We start from the raw sequence: 15,983 nt of genomic DNA on the forward strand, positions 1-15,983 counted from the left end.
ACGGCAGCATCAGTTGCCGTCGAACCCGTACCCTGCGGGCCGGCACGCCGGGACGGCCCCTGCGGTGACGCGCCCCGGCCCCTCGGCACCTTCCCGGACGACGCCGCCCTCGCCGGGGCAGGACGCCGGTGCCGCGCCCGGCGGCTGTGGCTGAGAGTGTCAGTCGGCCACCTGAGTGGCGCGGCGGGAAGAGCGGCTGACACACGGGTGGAGGGAGTGATCCAGGGGCAGGTGAATGGCGACACCACAGTCGTAGGAGGGTCCATGTTCGCTGAGTTCGACCTGAAGCGATATGAGGGGGCCGGGGCGCAGTTACACGTGCGTCATGGCGGCAGCGGCCCGGCAGTGCTGCTCCTGCACGGTCATCCACGCACGCATGCGACGTGGCACCGCGTCGCACCGCACCTGGTCGCCGCCGGGCACACAGTCGTCTGCCCCGACCTGCGAGGTTACGGTCAGTCCTCGAAACCACCGACCGACGAAGAGCACCGCCCGTACTCCAAACGCGCCATGGCCGAGGACTGTTTGGCGTTGATGCGAGGCCTGGGCCATGAGCGATTCGCCGTTGTCGGCCACGACCGGGGAGCGTACGTAGCCGCTCGCCTCGCCTTGGATCACCCGGAAGCGGTTTCAGCTCTCACCGTGCTAGACGCCGTCCCCATCGGCGAGGCACTGCGACGCTGCGACGCGAAGTTCGCCGCGAGCTGGTGGCACTGGTTCTTTCTGGGACAGACCGACAAGCCAGCTGAACGGATCATCAACGCGGACCCCGACGCCTGGTACAAGGCCACTCCCGAACACATGGGGGCCGAAGCGTACGAGGACTATCGGCGTGCCATCCACGACCCGGCCACCGTGCACGCCATGTGCGAGGACTACAGAGCCGGATTGGGCGTCGACCGGGAGCACGACGACGCCGACCAGCAGTCCGGCCGACGTATCGGGTGCCCGCTCCAGGTGTTGTGGGCCACTCGCGACGACATGGCGGACCTGTACGGCGATGTGCTGGACGTGTGGCGGGACTGGTCAGGCGATTGGCTGGGTGGCGGCCCGATCGAGTCCGGCCACCACATTGCCGAGGAAGCGCCCGAAGCGCTCGTGAGCGCTCTGCGTGAGTTCTGGCAGATCACCGCAGAGCATCACCCTCGTGCAGAAGACCCAGAAGACCCAACTGGCCAACTCGAACACTGACCGGCCAACTGAAGCGGGTCACTGCCGCGCGTGACAGTCACCCTCTCCGGGTGGGGTGGTGATACGGGTGCAGGTCCGTGAGATCGATGATGTCGAAGGGCGGCGGCTGCCGCGGATCATCCGCAGATGCACCGGGTCGGTATCGCGCTCATCCACGAGGGCGCCGACGCGGCGCGCGTACTGGGCCAGGCGGCACGCTGCTCCTCGACGTCCCGGGCGACGGCTCGACGGCACGGCCCGAAGTCCTGCGCGGCGACCTGCGCCAGATCCCGCTCGGCTCCCTGCCCGACGGGACTTTGCTCGTCATCCCAGCGGCCCGCCCCGCACGCCGTCGTCGACCACGACGCGCCGCGGGGCTCCTGCCACCACCGTCCCCCGGCGCCGGTCGGCCCCGCCCCCGTCGCTGGACCGGGCCGCGGACGCCACGTGCCGTCGGCTACGGCCACGGCGTTTCCGAGCGGGCCACGAGTACCTCGACGCCGTCGGCCTGGAGGGCGTCGAGGTCGAAGGCCGGGATGCCCGAGTCGACGATGACGAGGTCGAAGGCGGTCACGGGGGCGAGCTGGTAGAGCCCGCGCCGCCGGAACTTCGTGTGGTCGACCAGAAGGATCTTGCGTGCGCACGCCTCCATCAATGCTCGCTTCACCGCCACCGTCTCCTGCGACTGGTGGTAGCAGTGGCCACGGGTGATGGCGGTCGTGGAGGCGAAGAGCAGATCGGCGCTGAGACTGGTCACGGCGTCCACCGTGCGCAGGCCGAGAAAGGCGTCGTAGGCGGGGTAGTAGGTGCCGCCCAGGGAGATGAGCTCGATGCCCGGGCTGCCGGCCAGCGTCTGGGTGACGGGACCGAAGTTGGTGATGACGGTCAAGGGGGCGTGCCGGTCCAGGAGACGGGTGAGCGCCAGAGCCGTCGTACTGTCGTCGATGACGACCGCCTGGCCGGGCTTGACCAGAGGCAGGGCGGCGCGGGCGATGGCCTCCTTGGCCGCCGTCATGGCGCGGGCACGGTGGCGTACGTCGCCGTGGAAGGCGGTCGAGGGCTGTGCGGTCGCGCCCCCGCGGACCTTTCTCAGCCAGCCCCGGTCCTGGAGGTGGTCGAGGTCCCGGCGGATGGTCATGGCGGTCACGCCCAGCTCGTCCGCCAGCTGCTCGATCCGGACGAAACCCCTGTCAACGACACGGGCTTTGATCCGCTCCCTCCGCTCGCGGGGTTTCCTGCCGCTCATGTCGGCCGGTTGCCGGTCCTCTGCTCCCACGGGCGCTCCTGTTCGTTTTCTGTGAAGTGCACATCCCCTGCCGCCGCCGGGGCCCCGTTGCGGAACGAAGGCCGTCGGCCGGAGTCCGCACCCCGCATGCCGTGATCCCGAAACGCCGAGCGAACATCGAATGCCGGGGAAACAGCACAGCAATTGTTCAATTACTGCGGTCCGTTGACACAAATGAAACATCTGAGTTTCCTGAGCGTTGCCTTCAGTGTCGATGCGCAGGGAGTGGAACATGAGAAGACCGGCACGTCTCGCTCTCACCGGCATCCTCGCCATGGGCGCGCTCGTATCGTGTGCGGAGGAGCCCGGCGGCACGGCCGGCTCCGGCGGGGGCAGCGGCCCGGGCAAGGTCGCGTTCCTGATGCCTGACCTCGCCTCCACCCGGTACGAGCAGTACGACGCCCCCCTCTTCAAGAAGCGCATGGGGGCGCTCTGCCAGGAATGCGAGGTCATCTATCAGAACGCCGACAGTGACGCCTCGTTGCAGCAGCAGCAGGCCAACTCCGCGATGGCGCAGGGCGCCAAGGTCATCGTGCTGGACCCGGTCGACTCCGATTCCGCGTCCACCATCGTGCAGATGGCGCATTCCCAGGGCGTCAAGGTCATCGCCTACGACCGCCCGGTGACCAAGAAGGCCGCGGATTTCTATGTCTCGTTCGACAACGAGGCGATCGGCGAATCCATCGGGCGGTCGCTGGTCGGCCGCCTCGAGAAGACGGGAGCGAAGGGCGGACTGCTCCAGGTCAACGGGTCTCCGACCGACGCTGCTGCCGGGCTGATCAAGAAGGGCATCCACAAGGCGATCGACGGCAGCGGATTCGAACTGCTCGCCGAGTACGACACGCCGGACTGGTCACCGGAGAAGGCGCAGCAGTGGGCGAGCGGGCAGATCGCCCAGTACCCCGGCCGGATCGCCGGCGTGGTGGCCGCCAACGACGGCACCGGGGGCGGAGTGATCGCGGCCTTCAAGGGCGCCGAGGTGAAGGTCCCTCCGGTCACGGGTAACGACGCCGAGCTGGCGGCGGTCCAGCGCGTCGTATCGGGCGACCAGTACAACACCATCTCCAAGCCCATCAAGACGGTCGCGGAGGCGGCGGCGGAGGCCGCCCATCAGCTGATGGAGGGTGAGAAGCCCGAAGGGGACTCGACGCTCTTCGACACGCCTTCGCGGTTGTTCGAACCGACGGTGGTAACGCGGGAGAACGTCAAGGAGGTCATCTTCGGCCCCGGCGGTGTGCTCGAGCCCGCGGATGTCTGCACCCGCGTGTACGCCGACGACTGCCGGCGTCTGGGCATCGAGTAGCGGCGTCCTGTGCCGGAGCGAGAGAGGGGACCCATGACGAGCTCCGCGATCCCGGCGGCCTCCGGTCCGCCTGGGACGGGCCCGGGAACGGACGGGACGGTCGTGCTGTCGCTGAGGGGTGTGAGCAAGCAGTTCGGCGCGGTCGCCGCGCTCAGCGGCATCGATCTCGACGTCGCGGCCGGTGAGGTGGTGGCCGTGGTCGGGGACAACGGCGCCGGCAAGTCGACGCTCGTGAAGATCCTCTCCGGGGTGTACGCGCCCGACGCGGGGACGGTCTCCTTCCACGGCAGGGAGGTCTCGTTCGACTCCCCGGGCGCCGCGCACGCGCTGGGTATCGCGACGGTCTACCAGGACCTGGCGCTGTGCGAGAACCTCGACGTGAAGGCGAATCTCTTCCTGGGCCAGGAGCTGCGCCCCTGGATGCTGGACGACGTCGCCATGGAGAAGCGGTCCTGGGAACTGCTGCGTGAGCTGAGGGCCAGGATCCCCACGCTCGACGTCCCGGTGGCCGCTCTCTCGGGTGGTCAGCGGCAGACGGTGGCGATCGCCCGGGCCCTGCTCGGCTGGCCGGAGGTCGTCCTGCTCGACGAACCGACGGCAGCCCTCGGTGTCGCGCAGACCGCGGAGGTGCTCAACCTCATCGAGCGGCTGAGGGGCAAGGGGCTGGGCGTCGTCATGATCAGCCACAACATGGAGGACGTCCGGGCGGTCGCCGACCGGGTGGCCGTGCTCCGGCTCGGGCGCAACAACGGTGTGTTCGACGCCCGGGAGGTGTCGTCCGAGGAGGTCGTCGCCGCGATCACCGGCGCCTCCGACAATGCCGTTTCGCAGCGTGCCGCGCGCCGCGCGGTCGCTTCTCGGGAAGAGGAGGGACAGTCGTGACCTCTCTCGGTTCTCCGGTGGCGGCGGCCACCGCCCCGCAGGACGAGCCTCCGGCGGCGCGGCACGGTTTCCGGGACAGCGTCCGGGGCACGGTCCGCCGGGCACGGTCCGGCGACCTGGGCATGCTGCCGGTCGTCGCCGGTGTCGTGGTGATCTGGACGATCTTCCAGTCGCTGAACCGGACCTTCCTGTCCAGCACCAACCTCGTGAACCTGTCCTTCGACATGGTGTCCCTGGGTGTGATCGCTCTCGGGATCGTGTGCGTCCTGCTGGTCGGCCAGATCGACCTGTCGGTCGGCTCGGTGAGCGGGGTCGCCGCCGCCACGACGGGCGTGGTGATGGTCCGTCACGAGCAGTCGGTGTGGCTGGCGGTCCTGATCGCGGCCGGTGTCGGTGCGCTGATCGGCTGGGTCTACGGGCAGATACTCAACCGCTTCGGCGTGCCCAGTTTCGTCGTCACCCTCGGTGGCCTGCTCGCCTTCCTCGGCACCCAGCTCTGGCTGCTGCGCGGCCAGAACGCCATCAATCTGCCGTACGACTCCGCCCTGGTGAAGTTCGCCCAGGTGTGGTTCGTCCCCGACGCGCTGGCCTACGCCCTCATGCTTCTGACCGCCGGCGGTTTCCTCGCCGTCGGCCTGGCCCGCTCCCGCAGCCGCCGCCGTGCCGGGCTGTCGTCCGTCTCGCCGCGCTGGCTGGCGGTCCAGTCGCTGGCCCTGGCGGCGGCGCTGCTGTTCGCGGCGTACTACCTGAACCGCACCCGTGGTGTGCCGTGGATGTTCGTGCTCTTCGTCGTCCTGGTCCTGGTCCTGCACTACGTCCTCACCCGGACCGGGTTCGGCCGGTCCCTGTACGCGGTGGGCGGCAACGCGGAGGCCGCCCGCAGGGCGGGTATCGACGTACGCGGCGTGTACACCGCGGCGTTCGTCATGTGTTCCACCCTCGCCGCGACCGGCGGGGTCCTGGCCGCCGCCCGTCTCGCGGCGGCCAACCAGAGCACAGGCACCTCGGACGTGAACCTGAACGCCATCGCCGCGGCGGTGATCGGCGGGACCAGCCTCTTCGGCGGCCGTGGTTCCGCGTTCGCCGCCCTCCTCGGCGTGCTCGTCATCCAGTCGATCTCCAGCGGGCTCACCCTGCTCAATCTCGATTCCTCGTACCGCTTCATCATCACGGGCTGCGTGCTGCTGGTCGCCGTCGCCCTGGACTCCGCCGCCCGCCGCTCGCGGCAGGCGCACGGAAGGGGCTGAGGGCATGACGTCGCTGGCCATCGACGCGGGCACCACCACGGTCAAGGTGGTCGGATACGGCTCGGACGGAAGGGAACTGACGGTCTGCCACCGGCCGACGCGGGTGCTGCGGCCCCGGCCGGGTCTGGCGGAGCAGGACATGGACCAGGTCTGGGAGGCGGTCGTCTCCGCCGTCCGCGAAGTCGTGGCCGCGCTGCCCGAGCCGCCCGATCTGGTCGCTGTCACCGGGCAGGGCGACGGGGCATGGCTCGTCGACGGCCGGGGCCGGCCCACCGGCCCCGCCGTGCTGTGGAACGACGGCCGGGCCGCCGACCTGGTCACCGGGTGGGAGCGCGACGGCACCCTGGAGGAGGCCTTCAGGATCTGCGGCTCCCGGCTGTCCACCGGCATGCCCAACGCCGTGCTGGCCTGGATGCGGGAGCACGACCCGGACCGGACGCGCCGCTCCCGCCACCTGCTGACCTGCGGCGGCTGGCTCTTCCTGAAGCTCACCGGGGAAGCGGCCGTGGACGAGTCCGAGGCGTCGGCGCCCTTCCTGGACATCGGGCGGCGTACGTGGTCCGACCGGCTGTTCGAGCTGTACGGCGTGGAGTGGGCCCGTGACCTGCTGCCCGGGCTGCGGGACGACGACCACCGTGTGACCGCGCTCAGCACCGCCGCCACCGCCGCGACGGGGCTGCCCGAGGGCATCCCGGTGGTGCTCGCCCCCTACGACATCTGCGCCACCGCCATCGGCTCCGGCGCCGTCAGCTCCGGCCGCGCCTGCACCGTGCTCGGCACGACGCTGTCCACCGAGATCGTCACCGACTCGGCCGGCTGTGTGCTCACCGACGAGCCGGTGGGCATCACCGTCACCCTGGGCGTCCCCGGGCACTACCTGCGCGCCTTCCCCACCATGAGCGGCGGCGACATGCTGCACTGGGGCGCACGGCTCCTCGGGCTCGATTCGGTCGCGGACCTGATGGCCCTGGCCGAGCGCGGTGCCGAGGACACGGCCGGAGTGCGGTTCCTGCCCTACGTCTCCTCGGCCGGGGAACGCGCCCCGTTCTTCGACCCGGGAGCGCGCGGTTCCCTGTCCGGCCTGTCCCTGGACAGCGGCCGGGAGGACGTGGCCCGGGCGGTGGTGGAGGGCGCCACCATGGCCATCCGCGACTGTCTGGCCGCCTCCGCGGCCACCCCGGAGCTGCTGACCCTCAGTGGGGGCGGCGCCCGGAGCCCGTACTGGACGCGGCTGATCGCGGATGTGGTCGGCCTCCCCGTGGCGATCCCCGCCGACGCGGAGACCGGGGCCCGGGGAGCCTGGCTGACCGGCATGGTCGCGACCGGCCGCGAGCCCGACTTCGCGACCGCGGCGGCACGGCACGTACGGATCTCCGCGACCTGCGAGCCGGACCCGGCCAAGGGCCGTTCCGTGGGTGCTCGTTACGAGGAGTTCGTCCGGCTGCGGGAGCTGCACCGGCCGATCTGGGCGCTAGGACGCGACGGCGTGGGTCTCGTCGGCGGAGCGGGCGCGTGAGCGGCGCCGGCCAGGATCTCTGGCTGGGCATCGACCTGGGCACCCAGGGGGTCCGCGCGGTCGCCGTGGCCTCGGACGGCCGGCTGCTCGGGTCGGGGTCGTCGCCGCTGACCAGCAACCGGCGGGGCGAGCGCCATGAACAGGACCCGGAACAGTGGTGGCGTGCGGTCTGCTCGGCCGTGGGGCAGACCTGCGCCGCGGGCGCCGACCCGCGCCGCATCCGCGGCGTGGCCGTCGACGCGACCTCCGGAACAGTCACGCTGACCGACCGGCACGGCAGGTGCGCCGCCCCCGGTCTCATGTACGACGACGGCCGCGCGACCGTGGAGGCGGAGCAGGTCAACGCGCTCGGCGAGGAGCAGTGGGCCAAGGCCGGCTACCGGCGGATGCAGCGTTCCTGGGGGCTTCCCAAGCTCCGCTGGCTGCTCGACCGGTATCCGCACGCGGTGGCGGACGGCTGGCGCCTGGCGCACCAGAACGACGTCATCAACCGCAGGCTCGTCGGGCACGAGGTACCCACCGACACCAGCAACGCCCTCAAGTCCGGGGCCGACGCCGCGACGGTGTCATGGCCGGAGAAGGTCTTCGCCGCGCTGGCGATCCCCCCCGGTGTCCTGCCCGGTCTGGTGCTGCCCGGCACCTTGATCGGCGAGGTCTGCGCCGGTGCCGCGGCGGAGTGCGGGCTCGTCCCGGGGATTCCCGTGGTCGCCGGGATGACGGACGGCTGTGCGGCCCAACTGGGCTCCGGGGCCACCGCGGTGGGAAGCTGGAACTCGGTCCTGGGCACCACGCTCGTGCTCAAGGGTGTCACCGAGGAACTGCTGCACGACCCGAACGGTGTCGTCTACTCCCACCGCTCGCCCTCCGGCCACTGGCTGCCCGGCGGGGCCTCCAGCACCGGTGCGGGCCTGGTCGCCCGGGAGTTCCCCGGCGTCGGTCTTGACCTGCTGACCGACGAGGCGGCGCCTCTGCTGCCCACCGGGCTGCTGCGCTACCCGCTGGTCTCACCGGGTGAGCGATTCCCCTTCGTCGCCCCGGAGGCCGTCGCGTTCCGCAGCCGGGAACCGGCGGGCCGCGCCGAGGACTTCGCCGCGCTGATGCAGGGCGTCGCCTATCTCGAACGCCTCTGCTTCGACTACGTGGACCTGCTCGGTGCCCCCACCGACGGGACCGTCGTCCTCACCGGCGGCGCGACCCGCAACCCGGTGTGGAACCAGCTCCGCGCCGATGTGCTGCGCCGGCCCGTGTCCCTGCCCCGCCATGCCCAGCCCGCCCTCGGCATGGCCGTTCTCGCCGCATCCGCCTGCGGGGATCCGGGCGGTCTGGACCGTGCCGCCACTGCGATGGTGCGGCCCGACCGGGTGCTGGAGCCACGGACCTCGGACCGATCCGCGCATGACGAGGGCTACGCCCGGCTGCTCGATCTGCTGGTCCAGCGTGGCTGGCTGCCCGGGACCGTCGCGGCCCACGCACGAGAAGGGACCGCATGATGAGCCTCCATGTCTTCCTCGTACGGCACGGGGAGAGCGTCTGGCACGCCGAGAACCGCTACGCCGGGGCCACCGACATCGCTCTCTCCGAGCACGGCCGCGCCCAGGCCGCCGGGCTCGCTTCCTGGGCGGGCCGGGCGGATCTCACGGCGGTGTGGTCCTCACCGATGCGACGCTGCCGGCAGACCGCGGAGGGGAGCGCGGCCCGCGCCGGTCTGCCGCTGAATCTCGAACCACGGCTGCGCGAGCTCGATTTCGGCATCGCCGAAGGAATGACCCGCGCCGAGATGCGCGAGCGCCTGCCCGGCGCGCTCAAGGCATTCGAGGCCGACCCGGTCGGGAACCACTTTCCCGAGGGGGAGGATCCCGTCGCCGTCAGCGAGCGGTACGCCGGCTTCCTCGCCGGTCTGCGGGCCGGTCACCAGGAGGGACGTGTCCTCGTCGTGGCCCACTCGACCGCCATCCGGCTCGCCCTCTGCCGGCTGCTCGGCATTCCGCTCCGGGACTACCGCCGTGTCTTCCCCTACCTGGCCAACTGCGCGTTGAACGAACTGATCCTCCGAGACGGCACACCCTCGCTGCTGGCGCTGAACCAGCACGTGACCCCAGGAGTACCCGAGTGACCACGATCCTCGCGGCCGGCGACCACTTCGTCCGTAACTCCCTCTTCACCGACCGTCTCCGGCCGGTGGCGCCCGAGGCCACCTTCCGTGAACTCACCCTGCCCTGGCCCGTCGAGCCCTTCGGAGCGGTGGCCGAGGTCCACGAGGCCTCCGGCACGGAGGACCAGCTCATCGAGGCCCTGGACGGGGTGGACATCTGCGTCACCCAGATGGCACCGCTGACGGAGCGGGTCCTCGACGCGAGCCCACGGCTCCGTCTCTTCTGCGTCGGCCGGGGCGGCCCGGTCAACGCCAATCTCACGGCGGCCACCCGGCACGGTGTCGCGGTCACCTTCGCCCCCGGCCGCAACGCCACCGCCACCGCCGAGCACACGGTCGCCCTGATGCTGGCCGCCACCCGCCGCGTACCCGCCACGCATCAGGACCTCACGGCGGGCGTCTGGCGGGGCGACTACTACCGCTACGACAGCGTCGGACCCGAGCTGGAAGGCGGCACGGTCGGCATCGTGGGGTACGGCGCCATCGGCTCCCGGGTGGCCCGGATCGTCCAGGGTTTCGGCGCGCGTGTCCTGGTCGCCGATCCGTACGCCGACGACGCCGTCCTGGGACCGGCGGAGCGGGTGGACCTCCCCGAGCTGATGCGCCGCTCGTCCTTCGTCACCGTGCACGCCCGGGCCACTCCGAAGACCGAGGGCCTGCTCTCCCGAGAAATGATCGGGCTCATGCCGCCCGGCGGCGTACTCGTGAACTGCGCCCGTGGCTCCCTGCTCGACTACGACGCCGTCTGCGACGCCCTGGACGAGGGCCGCCTCTTCGGCGCGGCCTTCGACGTCTACCCGGAGGAGCCGCTGCCGCCCGGCTCCCGGTTCCGGCGTACCCCCAACGTCGTCATGACCCCGCATCTGGCGGGCGCCAGCAAGCAGACCGCCCACAACGCGTCGGCCCTCGTGGCCGCTGAGGTCGCCCGCTTCCTGGCCGGCCGCGCCCCGGCCCACTGTGCGAACCCGGAGGTGCTGCGGACCTGGTCATGACGGACGTACGAAGGGAGTTGGAGCAAGTCCCACGTTCCCGTGGAAAGGAAACCGCGTGCGCCGCAAGCTCCGGATGTTCCGAACCGTACTCGTCGCCGGGATAGGCGTCCCGGCCCTCCTCCTCGCCGCCCCCTCCCCCGGCGTCGCCGCCGGGAGCGACCGCGGCGGCCGACCGCCCGGGCTGCCGTCCTACGTCTACGGGGGCGCGTGGCCGACCAGCCATCTCCAGGGCGTGACCGTGGACCGGGGGCGCGGTTTCGTCTACTGGTCGTTCACCCAGCAGCTGGTCAAGACCGACCTGGCCGGCAAGGTCCTCGGGACCGTCGAGGGCCTCACCGGCCACCTCGGTGACATCGACGTCGACGAGCGGGACGGCAGGGTCTACGGATCGCTCGAGTACAAGGCGGCGGAATCGTTCTACATCGCCGTGTTCGACGCTCGGAAGATGGACCGGGTCGGGATGAACGCGGAGCGGGACGGCGTCGTGACCGCGGTCCATCTCGACGAGGTGGCCGAGGACTTCACCGCCGACATGGACGGCAACGGCGTCTTCGACGGCGACACCGCCGACACCCTCGACCACCGCTACGGGTGCAGCGGCATCGACGGGGTGTCGTTCGGCCCCGAGTTCGGCGAGCGGGGCGGCAGGCAGACGCTGAAGGTCGCGTACGGCGTCTACTCCCACACCGGCCGGGCCGACAACGACCACCAGGTGATCCTGCAGTACGACATCAGGGCCTGGGGCAGGTACGCACGACCTCTCTCCCAGGACGCCCCGCACCACAGCGGCCCCCGGCACCATGACGGCAAGTTCTTCGTCCGCACCGGCAACACCACCTACGGCGTGCAGAACCTCCAGTACGACCCGTACACCAGGAACTGGATCATGGCGGTATACAAGGGCAGGAAGGAGGGCTTCCCGAACTACTCGTTCTTCACGGTCGACGGCTCCGCCGCGCCGGTGCGCGGAGAGATCGAGGGGCAGCCCACGCCTGAGACCGGCAGGCTCCTCACCCTCCGCGAGGCCGGCCTGCGCGACGAGGCGACCGGCATCCGCGGCTGGGAGTTCCACGGCAGCTACGGGTTCGACGCGCTGGGCGATGGCCGCTATTACGTCGCGGAGGGCCGGGCCGTGGAGAAGGACGGCGTCGTCGAGCAGGAGGGCGCGATCCGCCTGCACCGCTGGACGGGCGAACCCCCGGGCCCCTTCGAGCCGCTCGGCTGAGGGGCCGCACGGCCTTCCCTCACGGCACGGTCGTGCTGCCGTCGGCGCGGCCCCGTCCCGACAGCCAGGAGGTCGTCGTCCCGGGTGGCGGCCTCCACCAGCACCCGTCCCGCCGAACCTCCGTCGATGGTTCACAGCCCGATGTCGCGGCCGTTGATGTCGGCCAGGGATTCGCGGCGTATCAGGATCCGCGCGCGGCCTTCGTGGACGGCGACCACCGGGGGACGGCCGACCGCGTTGTAGCTGGACGCCATCGAGAGGTGGTAGGCACCGGCGACCGGAACGGCCAGGAGATCGCCCGGGTGGATGTCACCCGGCACGGCCGCGCCGGCGGCGAGCACATCGCCGGCCTCGCAGTGCCGTCCGACGACGGTCGCCGTGCACGGCTCGGCGGTGGAACGGCGGCCGATGAGCCGGGGCGCGTAGCGGGAGCCGTAGAGGGCGGGCCGCGGGTTGTCGCTCATTCCGCCGTCCACGGCCACGAAGAGGCTGTCACCCGTCCTCTTCACGGCGAGCACCCTGTAGAGCGCGACGCCTGCGGGACCGGCCACCGCGCGACCGGGCTCGATGGTGAGCCGGGGCACGGGTATACCGGCCGCCGCACAGCTCGACGCCAGTTCGCGGCGGATGCGCGCGCCGAGTGCCGCGATGTCGAGGGAGGTCTCCCCCGGCCGGTAGGCGACGCCGTGTCCGCCTCCCATGTCCAGCTCCGGCAGGGCGACCCCGTGCTGGTGGCTGATCTGGGCGAGCAGCCCGACCATCCGCCGGAGCGCGGTCAGGTAGGGCTTGACGGTGCTGATCTGCGAACCGATGTGGCAGTGCAGTCCGACCAGGTCCAGGCGCGGCTGACCGAGTATGCGGGCGACGGCGTGCTGGGCGCTTCCGTCGGTGAGGGAGAGCCCGAACTTCTGGCCGTCCGTGCCGGTACGGATCGCCGCGTGACCGCCGGCGCTCACCCCGGGGACCACGCGCACCAGCACCTTCTGGCGGGCGCCGTCCGGAACGAGCGCGGACAGCCGTGCGATCTCCCACGCACTGTCGATGACGATCCTTCCGACGCCCAGGCGCAGTGCGGCGCTCAGGTCGTCCGGGCTCTTGGCGTTGCCGTGCATCACGATGCGCTCGGGAGGGAAGCCGTTGGTGACGGCGAGCTCCAACTCGCCCGCGGAGCACACGTCCAGGCCGAGGCCCTCCTCCCGTACCCAGCGCAGGAGGGCACGGCACAGGAATGCCTTGGCCGCGTAGACGACGTCGGTGTCCGGGAAGGCGCGCACGTAGGCGCGGCAGCGGTCCCGCACCTCCCCCTCGTCCAGGAGGTAGACGGGGGTGCCGAACCGCTCGGCCGCCTCGACGAGGGAGACGCCGCCCACCGCGACATCGCCCCGGGGGGCGAGTCGCGCCGAAGCGGGCCAGACGGACAGACTCGCGGCGTTGTCCGGCGGAACGGAAGCGGCCTGCGGCGTGGCCGGCGGTCCGGGCAGTGTTGTGGTCATGGTGTTCCCCCCAGCGGGTCAAGAGGTGGACGCAGGAGACAGCGGCCGCGCGGCGGCTGGGCGGAGCGGGCGGGCCGGGCGTGGATCCCCGGCCGGACGGCGGGCGAATCCGGCGGTGGAGGCGTCACGGGGCCCTGGGGCTGCGAGCAGCGGATCGACGACGAGGTCGACGATTCCCAGAGGCGCGACGAGGGCGCGTACCGCCGGCTCGGAGAGCCGGATCCAGGTCTGCCGCCGCCCCAGGGTGAGTGTCAGCCGTCGCTCGTCGGTGAACGCGACCGCGGTACGGGCACCGAGGGGAGTACGGAAGAGGCGGGCGCAGCAGCCCGCGGGCCCCTGCCGGACGGGGACGAACAACGCCCCGGTCCGGAACGGTTGAAGGGGGTCGGGGTCGTCGAGGCCTTGGCTGTCGTTCATGGCACTCCTCATGGAGACGGACACATCCCCGGACCACGGGCGGCCGGGGGCACACCGAGGACGCTATGCCCGCCCCCAGCGGGCCGGAGGTATCCGTTAGCGGACCCTTGACTCCGCACGCCCGACCCTTGACGCCTCATTGACGAAGCCTTCCGGTCCCGTCCGTCGCGTCGTGTGTGCCCGGTTGGACCTGACATCCTCCGCACCGCCTGGCACCAGGTGGCGCCACTCGGCACCACCTGGCGCCACTCCGCGCCACCTACCACGCATGCACACACATGGCGTCACCGCAGCCGCCACAGGCGCCACGCCATCTTCGCAGGTCAGAGCGGTTTCAATGTCATGCAGATCCAGCAACACCTTTCCACCCTTGCGCTTGGCGCCATGAAGGTGCCATGATGGCGTCATGGACCTCACCCCGTACGTCGACACCATCCGCCGCGACCTGGCGGTGGCCGCCGAAGCCGGCGGCGACGAAGCCCGCGAGCTGGCAGAGAGGCTCACCGCTCCCCTGGAGTCGGCGATCCGGCTGACCATGCTCAACGTGCTCTCCGCCGCGATGGACGAGATCACCCGCGAACTCGCCCCCGGCTCGGTCGACGTACGGCTGCGCGGGCTGGATCCCGACTTCGTGGTGACACCGCCGCCCGGCGACAGCGGCGCTTCCACGGGACCGTCCGCACCCTTCGAATCCTCCGGACCCCCGGCCGGGGCCGACAGCGATGAGGGCGGCACCGCCCGCGTCAATTTGCGCCTGCCGGCCCACCTCAAGACCCGCGCGGAGGAGGCAGCGGCCCGCGAGGGCCTGTCGGTCAACGCGTGGGTGGTCCGCGCCGTGTCTGCCGCGGCCGACGGCGGCGCACAGCCGCGCACGACGGAGAAGACCCGGACCGTCGGACAGAGCTTCACGGGCTGGGTGCGCTGAGCGCACCCAAACCGGCACCGCTTCACCCACACCACGTCCCACCAGCGGGGACGCCCTGAAGACCCAAGAGGACGGGACAGCCATGCCTTCTTTCGACACTCCCGAATCGATCTCTGTCTCCGCACACGTGGAGGCCGGTTCCATCCAGTTCACCGCGGGCGACCGCCTCGACACGGTGGTCGCGGTCGTGCCCCGTGACCCGAAGAAGGACATGGACGTGCGGACGGCGGACCAGACCGAGATCACGTACGCCGGCGGCACACTGACGGTCAGGACGCCCAAGGCCAACCTGCTCGGCCGCACCGGCACCGTGGACGTGACCGTCGAACTGCCCACGGGCTCCCGCATCGACATGACCGGCGCCTGGGCCCAGGTGCTCGGCGAGGGCCGGCTCGGTGAGGTCCGGGTGAAGACCTCGTCCGGAGACGTCCGCCTCGACACGACCGGCCCTCTGTGGCTCAAGGCCTCCCACGGTTCGATCAGCGTGGACCGGGTCGAGGGCCTGGCCGAGATCACCACCAGCTCGGGCAGCCTGCGCGTCGGCCTCGTCGACGGCCCCGCCGTCCTGAAGAACTCGCACGGCACCACGACCGTCGACGCCGTGACCGGCGAAGTCCGGGTGAGCGGCGCCAACGGCGACATCGAGATCCGGCGCGCCGAGGACTCGGTCACCGCCACCACCGCCCACGGCACCCTCCGCGTGGGCGAGGTGGCGCGCGGCACAGCCCAGCTGGAGACGAGCTACGGCGCCATCGACATCGGGGTCCGCGCGGGCACGGCCGCCTGGCTCGACGTCAACTCCGGCTCGGGCCAGGTTCGTAACGCGCTCACCGCTTCCGACGCCCCGGAGGGGACCGAGGACACCGTCAAGATCCGCGCCCGTACCCGGCACGGAAACATCGACATCCGCCGCGCCAAGGCCTGAACGGCCTGAACACCGGTCACGTCTGCTCGCCCACCACGCCCCGGCCACGTGCCACTTCACCCTTCGAACGGGAGGGCTCCATGCCTTCGTCTGTCATGCCCACGTCCAATCGAGAGACCCGCGCGCAGTCGCCCGCCGCCGTCTCCGCCGTCGGTCTGCGCAAGTCCTACGGCGACAAGACCGTCCTCGACGGCATCGATCTGTACATCCCGGCGGGGTCCGTCTTCGCCCTGCTCGGTCCGAACGGCGCGGGCAAGACCACCGCCGTGAAGATCCTCTCCACGCTCATCACCGCGGACGGCGGGCAGGCGCAGGTCGCGGGCCACGACCTCGCCGCGGACCCGCAGGCAGTGCGGGCCGCGATCGGTGTCACCGGGCAGTTCTCCGCCGTCGACGGCCTGATCACCGGCGAGGAGAACATGCTCCTCATGGCCGACCTGCACCACCTCTC

Annotated in this window: 15 protein-coding genes; 12 read left to right on the forward strand and 3 right to left on the reverse strand. The window is 71.3% G+C overall.

What is annotated here, in order from left to right; genetic code table 11:
• Positions 1–264 precede the first annotated feature (264 nt).
• Complete coding sequence (locus ACIP63_RS22365; protein ID WP_401518204.1) at positions 265–1,191, forward strand: alpha/beta fold hydrolase; 927 nt, start codon at positions 265–267, stop codon at positions 1,189–1,191.
• 436 nt (positions 1,192–1,627) lie between these two features.
• On the opposite strand, the gene ACIP63_RS22370 is transcribed toward ACIP63_RS22365, so the two are convergent.
• Positions 1,628–2,416, reverse strand: coding sequence for a DeoR/GlpR family DNA-binding transcription regulator (locus ACIP63_RS22370; protein WP_401518298.1), 789 nt, complete (start codon positions 2,414–2,416; stop codon positions 1,628–1,630).
• Between the two features lie 271 nt (positions 2,417–2,687).
• Here ACIP63_RS22370 and ACIP63_RS22375 point away from each other — a divergent pair, with 271 nt between their 5' ends.
• The 8 genes from ACIP63_RS22375 to ACIP63_RS22410 are packed head-to-tail and all read left to right on the forward strand — an operon-like array spanning position 2,688 to position 11,772.
• On the forward strand, positions 2,688–3,758 hold the full coding sequence (locus ACIP63_RS22375; protein ID WP_401518206.1) for a sugar ABC transporter substrate-binding protein: 1,071 nt from the start codon (positions 2,688–2,690) through the stop codon (positions 3,756–3,758).
• 33 nt (positions 3,759–3,791) lie between these two features.
• The gene (locus ACIP63_RS22380; RefSeq protein ID WP_401518209.1) at positions 3,792–4,640 is read left to right on the forward strand and encodes an ATP-binding cassette domain-containing protein; all 849 of its coding nucleotides are present in this window, start codon (positions 3,792–3,794) and stop codon (positions 4,638–4,640) included.
• Entirely contained in the window at positions 4,637–5,887 is a 1,251-nt protein-coding gene (locus tag ACIP63_RS22385; RefSeq protein WP_401518210.1) for a sugar ABC transporter permease, read from the forward strand. Before ACIP63_RS22380 ends, ACIP63_RS22385 begins: the two co-directional genes overlap by 4 nt.
• Before the next feature lie 4 nt (positions 5,888–5,891).
• Entirely contained in the window at positions 5,892–7,403 is a 1,512-nt protein-coding gene (locus ACIP63_RS22390) for an FGGY family carbohydrate kinase (RefSeq protein ID WP_401518212.1), read from the forward strand.
• On the forward strand, positions 7,400–8,893 hold the full coding sequence (locus ACIP63_RS22395; protein WP_401518215.1) for an FGGY-family carbohydrate kinase: 1,494 nt from the start codon (positions 7,400–7,402) through the stop codon (positions 8,891–8,893). Before ACIP63_RS22390 ends, ACIP63_RS22395 begins: the two co-directional genes overlap by 4 nt.
• Positions 8,893–9,516 carry a histidine phosphatase family protein gene (locus ACIP63_RS22400; RefSeq protein WP_401518299.1) on the forward strand — a complete coding sequence of 208 codons (624 nt, stop codon included), beginning with the start codon at positions 8,893–8,895 and terminating at the stop codon, positions 9,514–9,516. The genes ACIP63_RS22395 and ACIP63_RS22400 overlap by 1 nt, the downstream gene beginning before the upstream one ends.
• Positions 9,513–10,547: a 2-hydroxyacid dehydrogenase gene (locus ACIP63_RS22405; protein WP_401518218.1), complete on the forward strand. Its 1,035-nt coding sequence runs from the start codon at positions 9,513–9,515 to the stop codon at positions 10,545–10,547. The genes ACIP63_RS22400 and ACIP63_RS22405 overlap by 4 nt, the downstream gene beginning before the upstream one ends.
• Before the next feature lie 55 nt (positions 10,548–10,602).
• The gene (locus ACIP63_RS22410; RefSeq protein WP_401518220.1) at positions 10,603–11,772 is read left to right on the forward strand and encodes a hypothetical protein; all 1,170 of its coding nucleotides are present in this window, start codon (positions 10,603–10,605) and stop codon (positions 11,770–11,772) included.
• Between the two features lie 131 nt (positions 11,773–11,903).
• Here the strand turns inward: ACIP63_RS22410 and lysA are convergent, their stop codons facing one another.
• Both lysA and ACIP63_RS22420 read right to left on the reverse strand, forming a co-directional pair.
• Positions 11,904–13,265 (reverse strand): diaminopimelate decarboxylase, encoded by a 1,362-nt coding sequence (lysA, locus tag ACIP63_RS22415; RefSeq protein ID WP_401518222.1) that lies wholly within the window; start codon positions 13,263–13,265, stop codon positions 11,904–11,906.
• 18 nt (positions 13,266–13,283) lie between these two features.
• On the reverse strand, positions 13,284–13,682 hold the full coding sequence (locus ACIP63_RS22420) for an SAV_915 family protein (RefSeq protein ID WP_401518224.1): 399 nt from the start codon (positions 13,680–13,682) through the stop codon (positions 13,284–13,286).
• A gap of 406 nt (positions 13,683–14,088) precedes the next feature.
• On the opposite strand from ACIP63_RS22420, the gene ACIP63_RS22425 reads away from it, so the two are divergent.
• From ACIP63_RS22425 to ACIP63_RS22435, 3 genes are all read left to right on the forward strand, one after another.
• Positions 14,089–14,607: a YlcI/YnfO family protein gene (locus tag ACIP63_RS22425; protein ID WP_401518226.1), complete on the forward strand. Its 519-nt coding sequence runs from the start codon at positions 14,089–14,091 to the stop codon at positions 14,605–14,607.
• Between the two features lie 82 nt (positions 14,608–14,689).
• Positions 14,690–15,532: a DUF4097 family beta strand repeat-containing protein gene (locus ACIP63_RS22430; protein WP_401518229.1), complete on the forward strand. Its 843-nt coding sequence runs from the start codon at positions 14,690–14,692 to the stop codon at positions 15,530–15,532.
• 80 nt (positions 15,533–15,612) lie between these two features.
• Positions 15,613–15,983 (forward strand): ATP-binding cassette domain-containing protein (locus tag ACIP63_RS22435; protein WP_401518232.1); only part of this gene is annotated, 371 nt, incomplete at its 3' end.

The organism is Streptomyces sp. NPDC088746 (assembly GCF_044751065.1).
Lineage (GTDB): Bacteria > Actinomycetota > Actinomycetes > Streptomycetales > Streptomycetaceae > Streptomyces.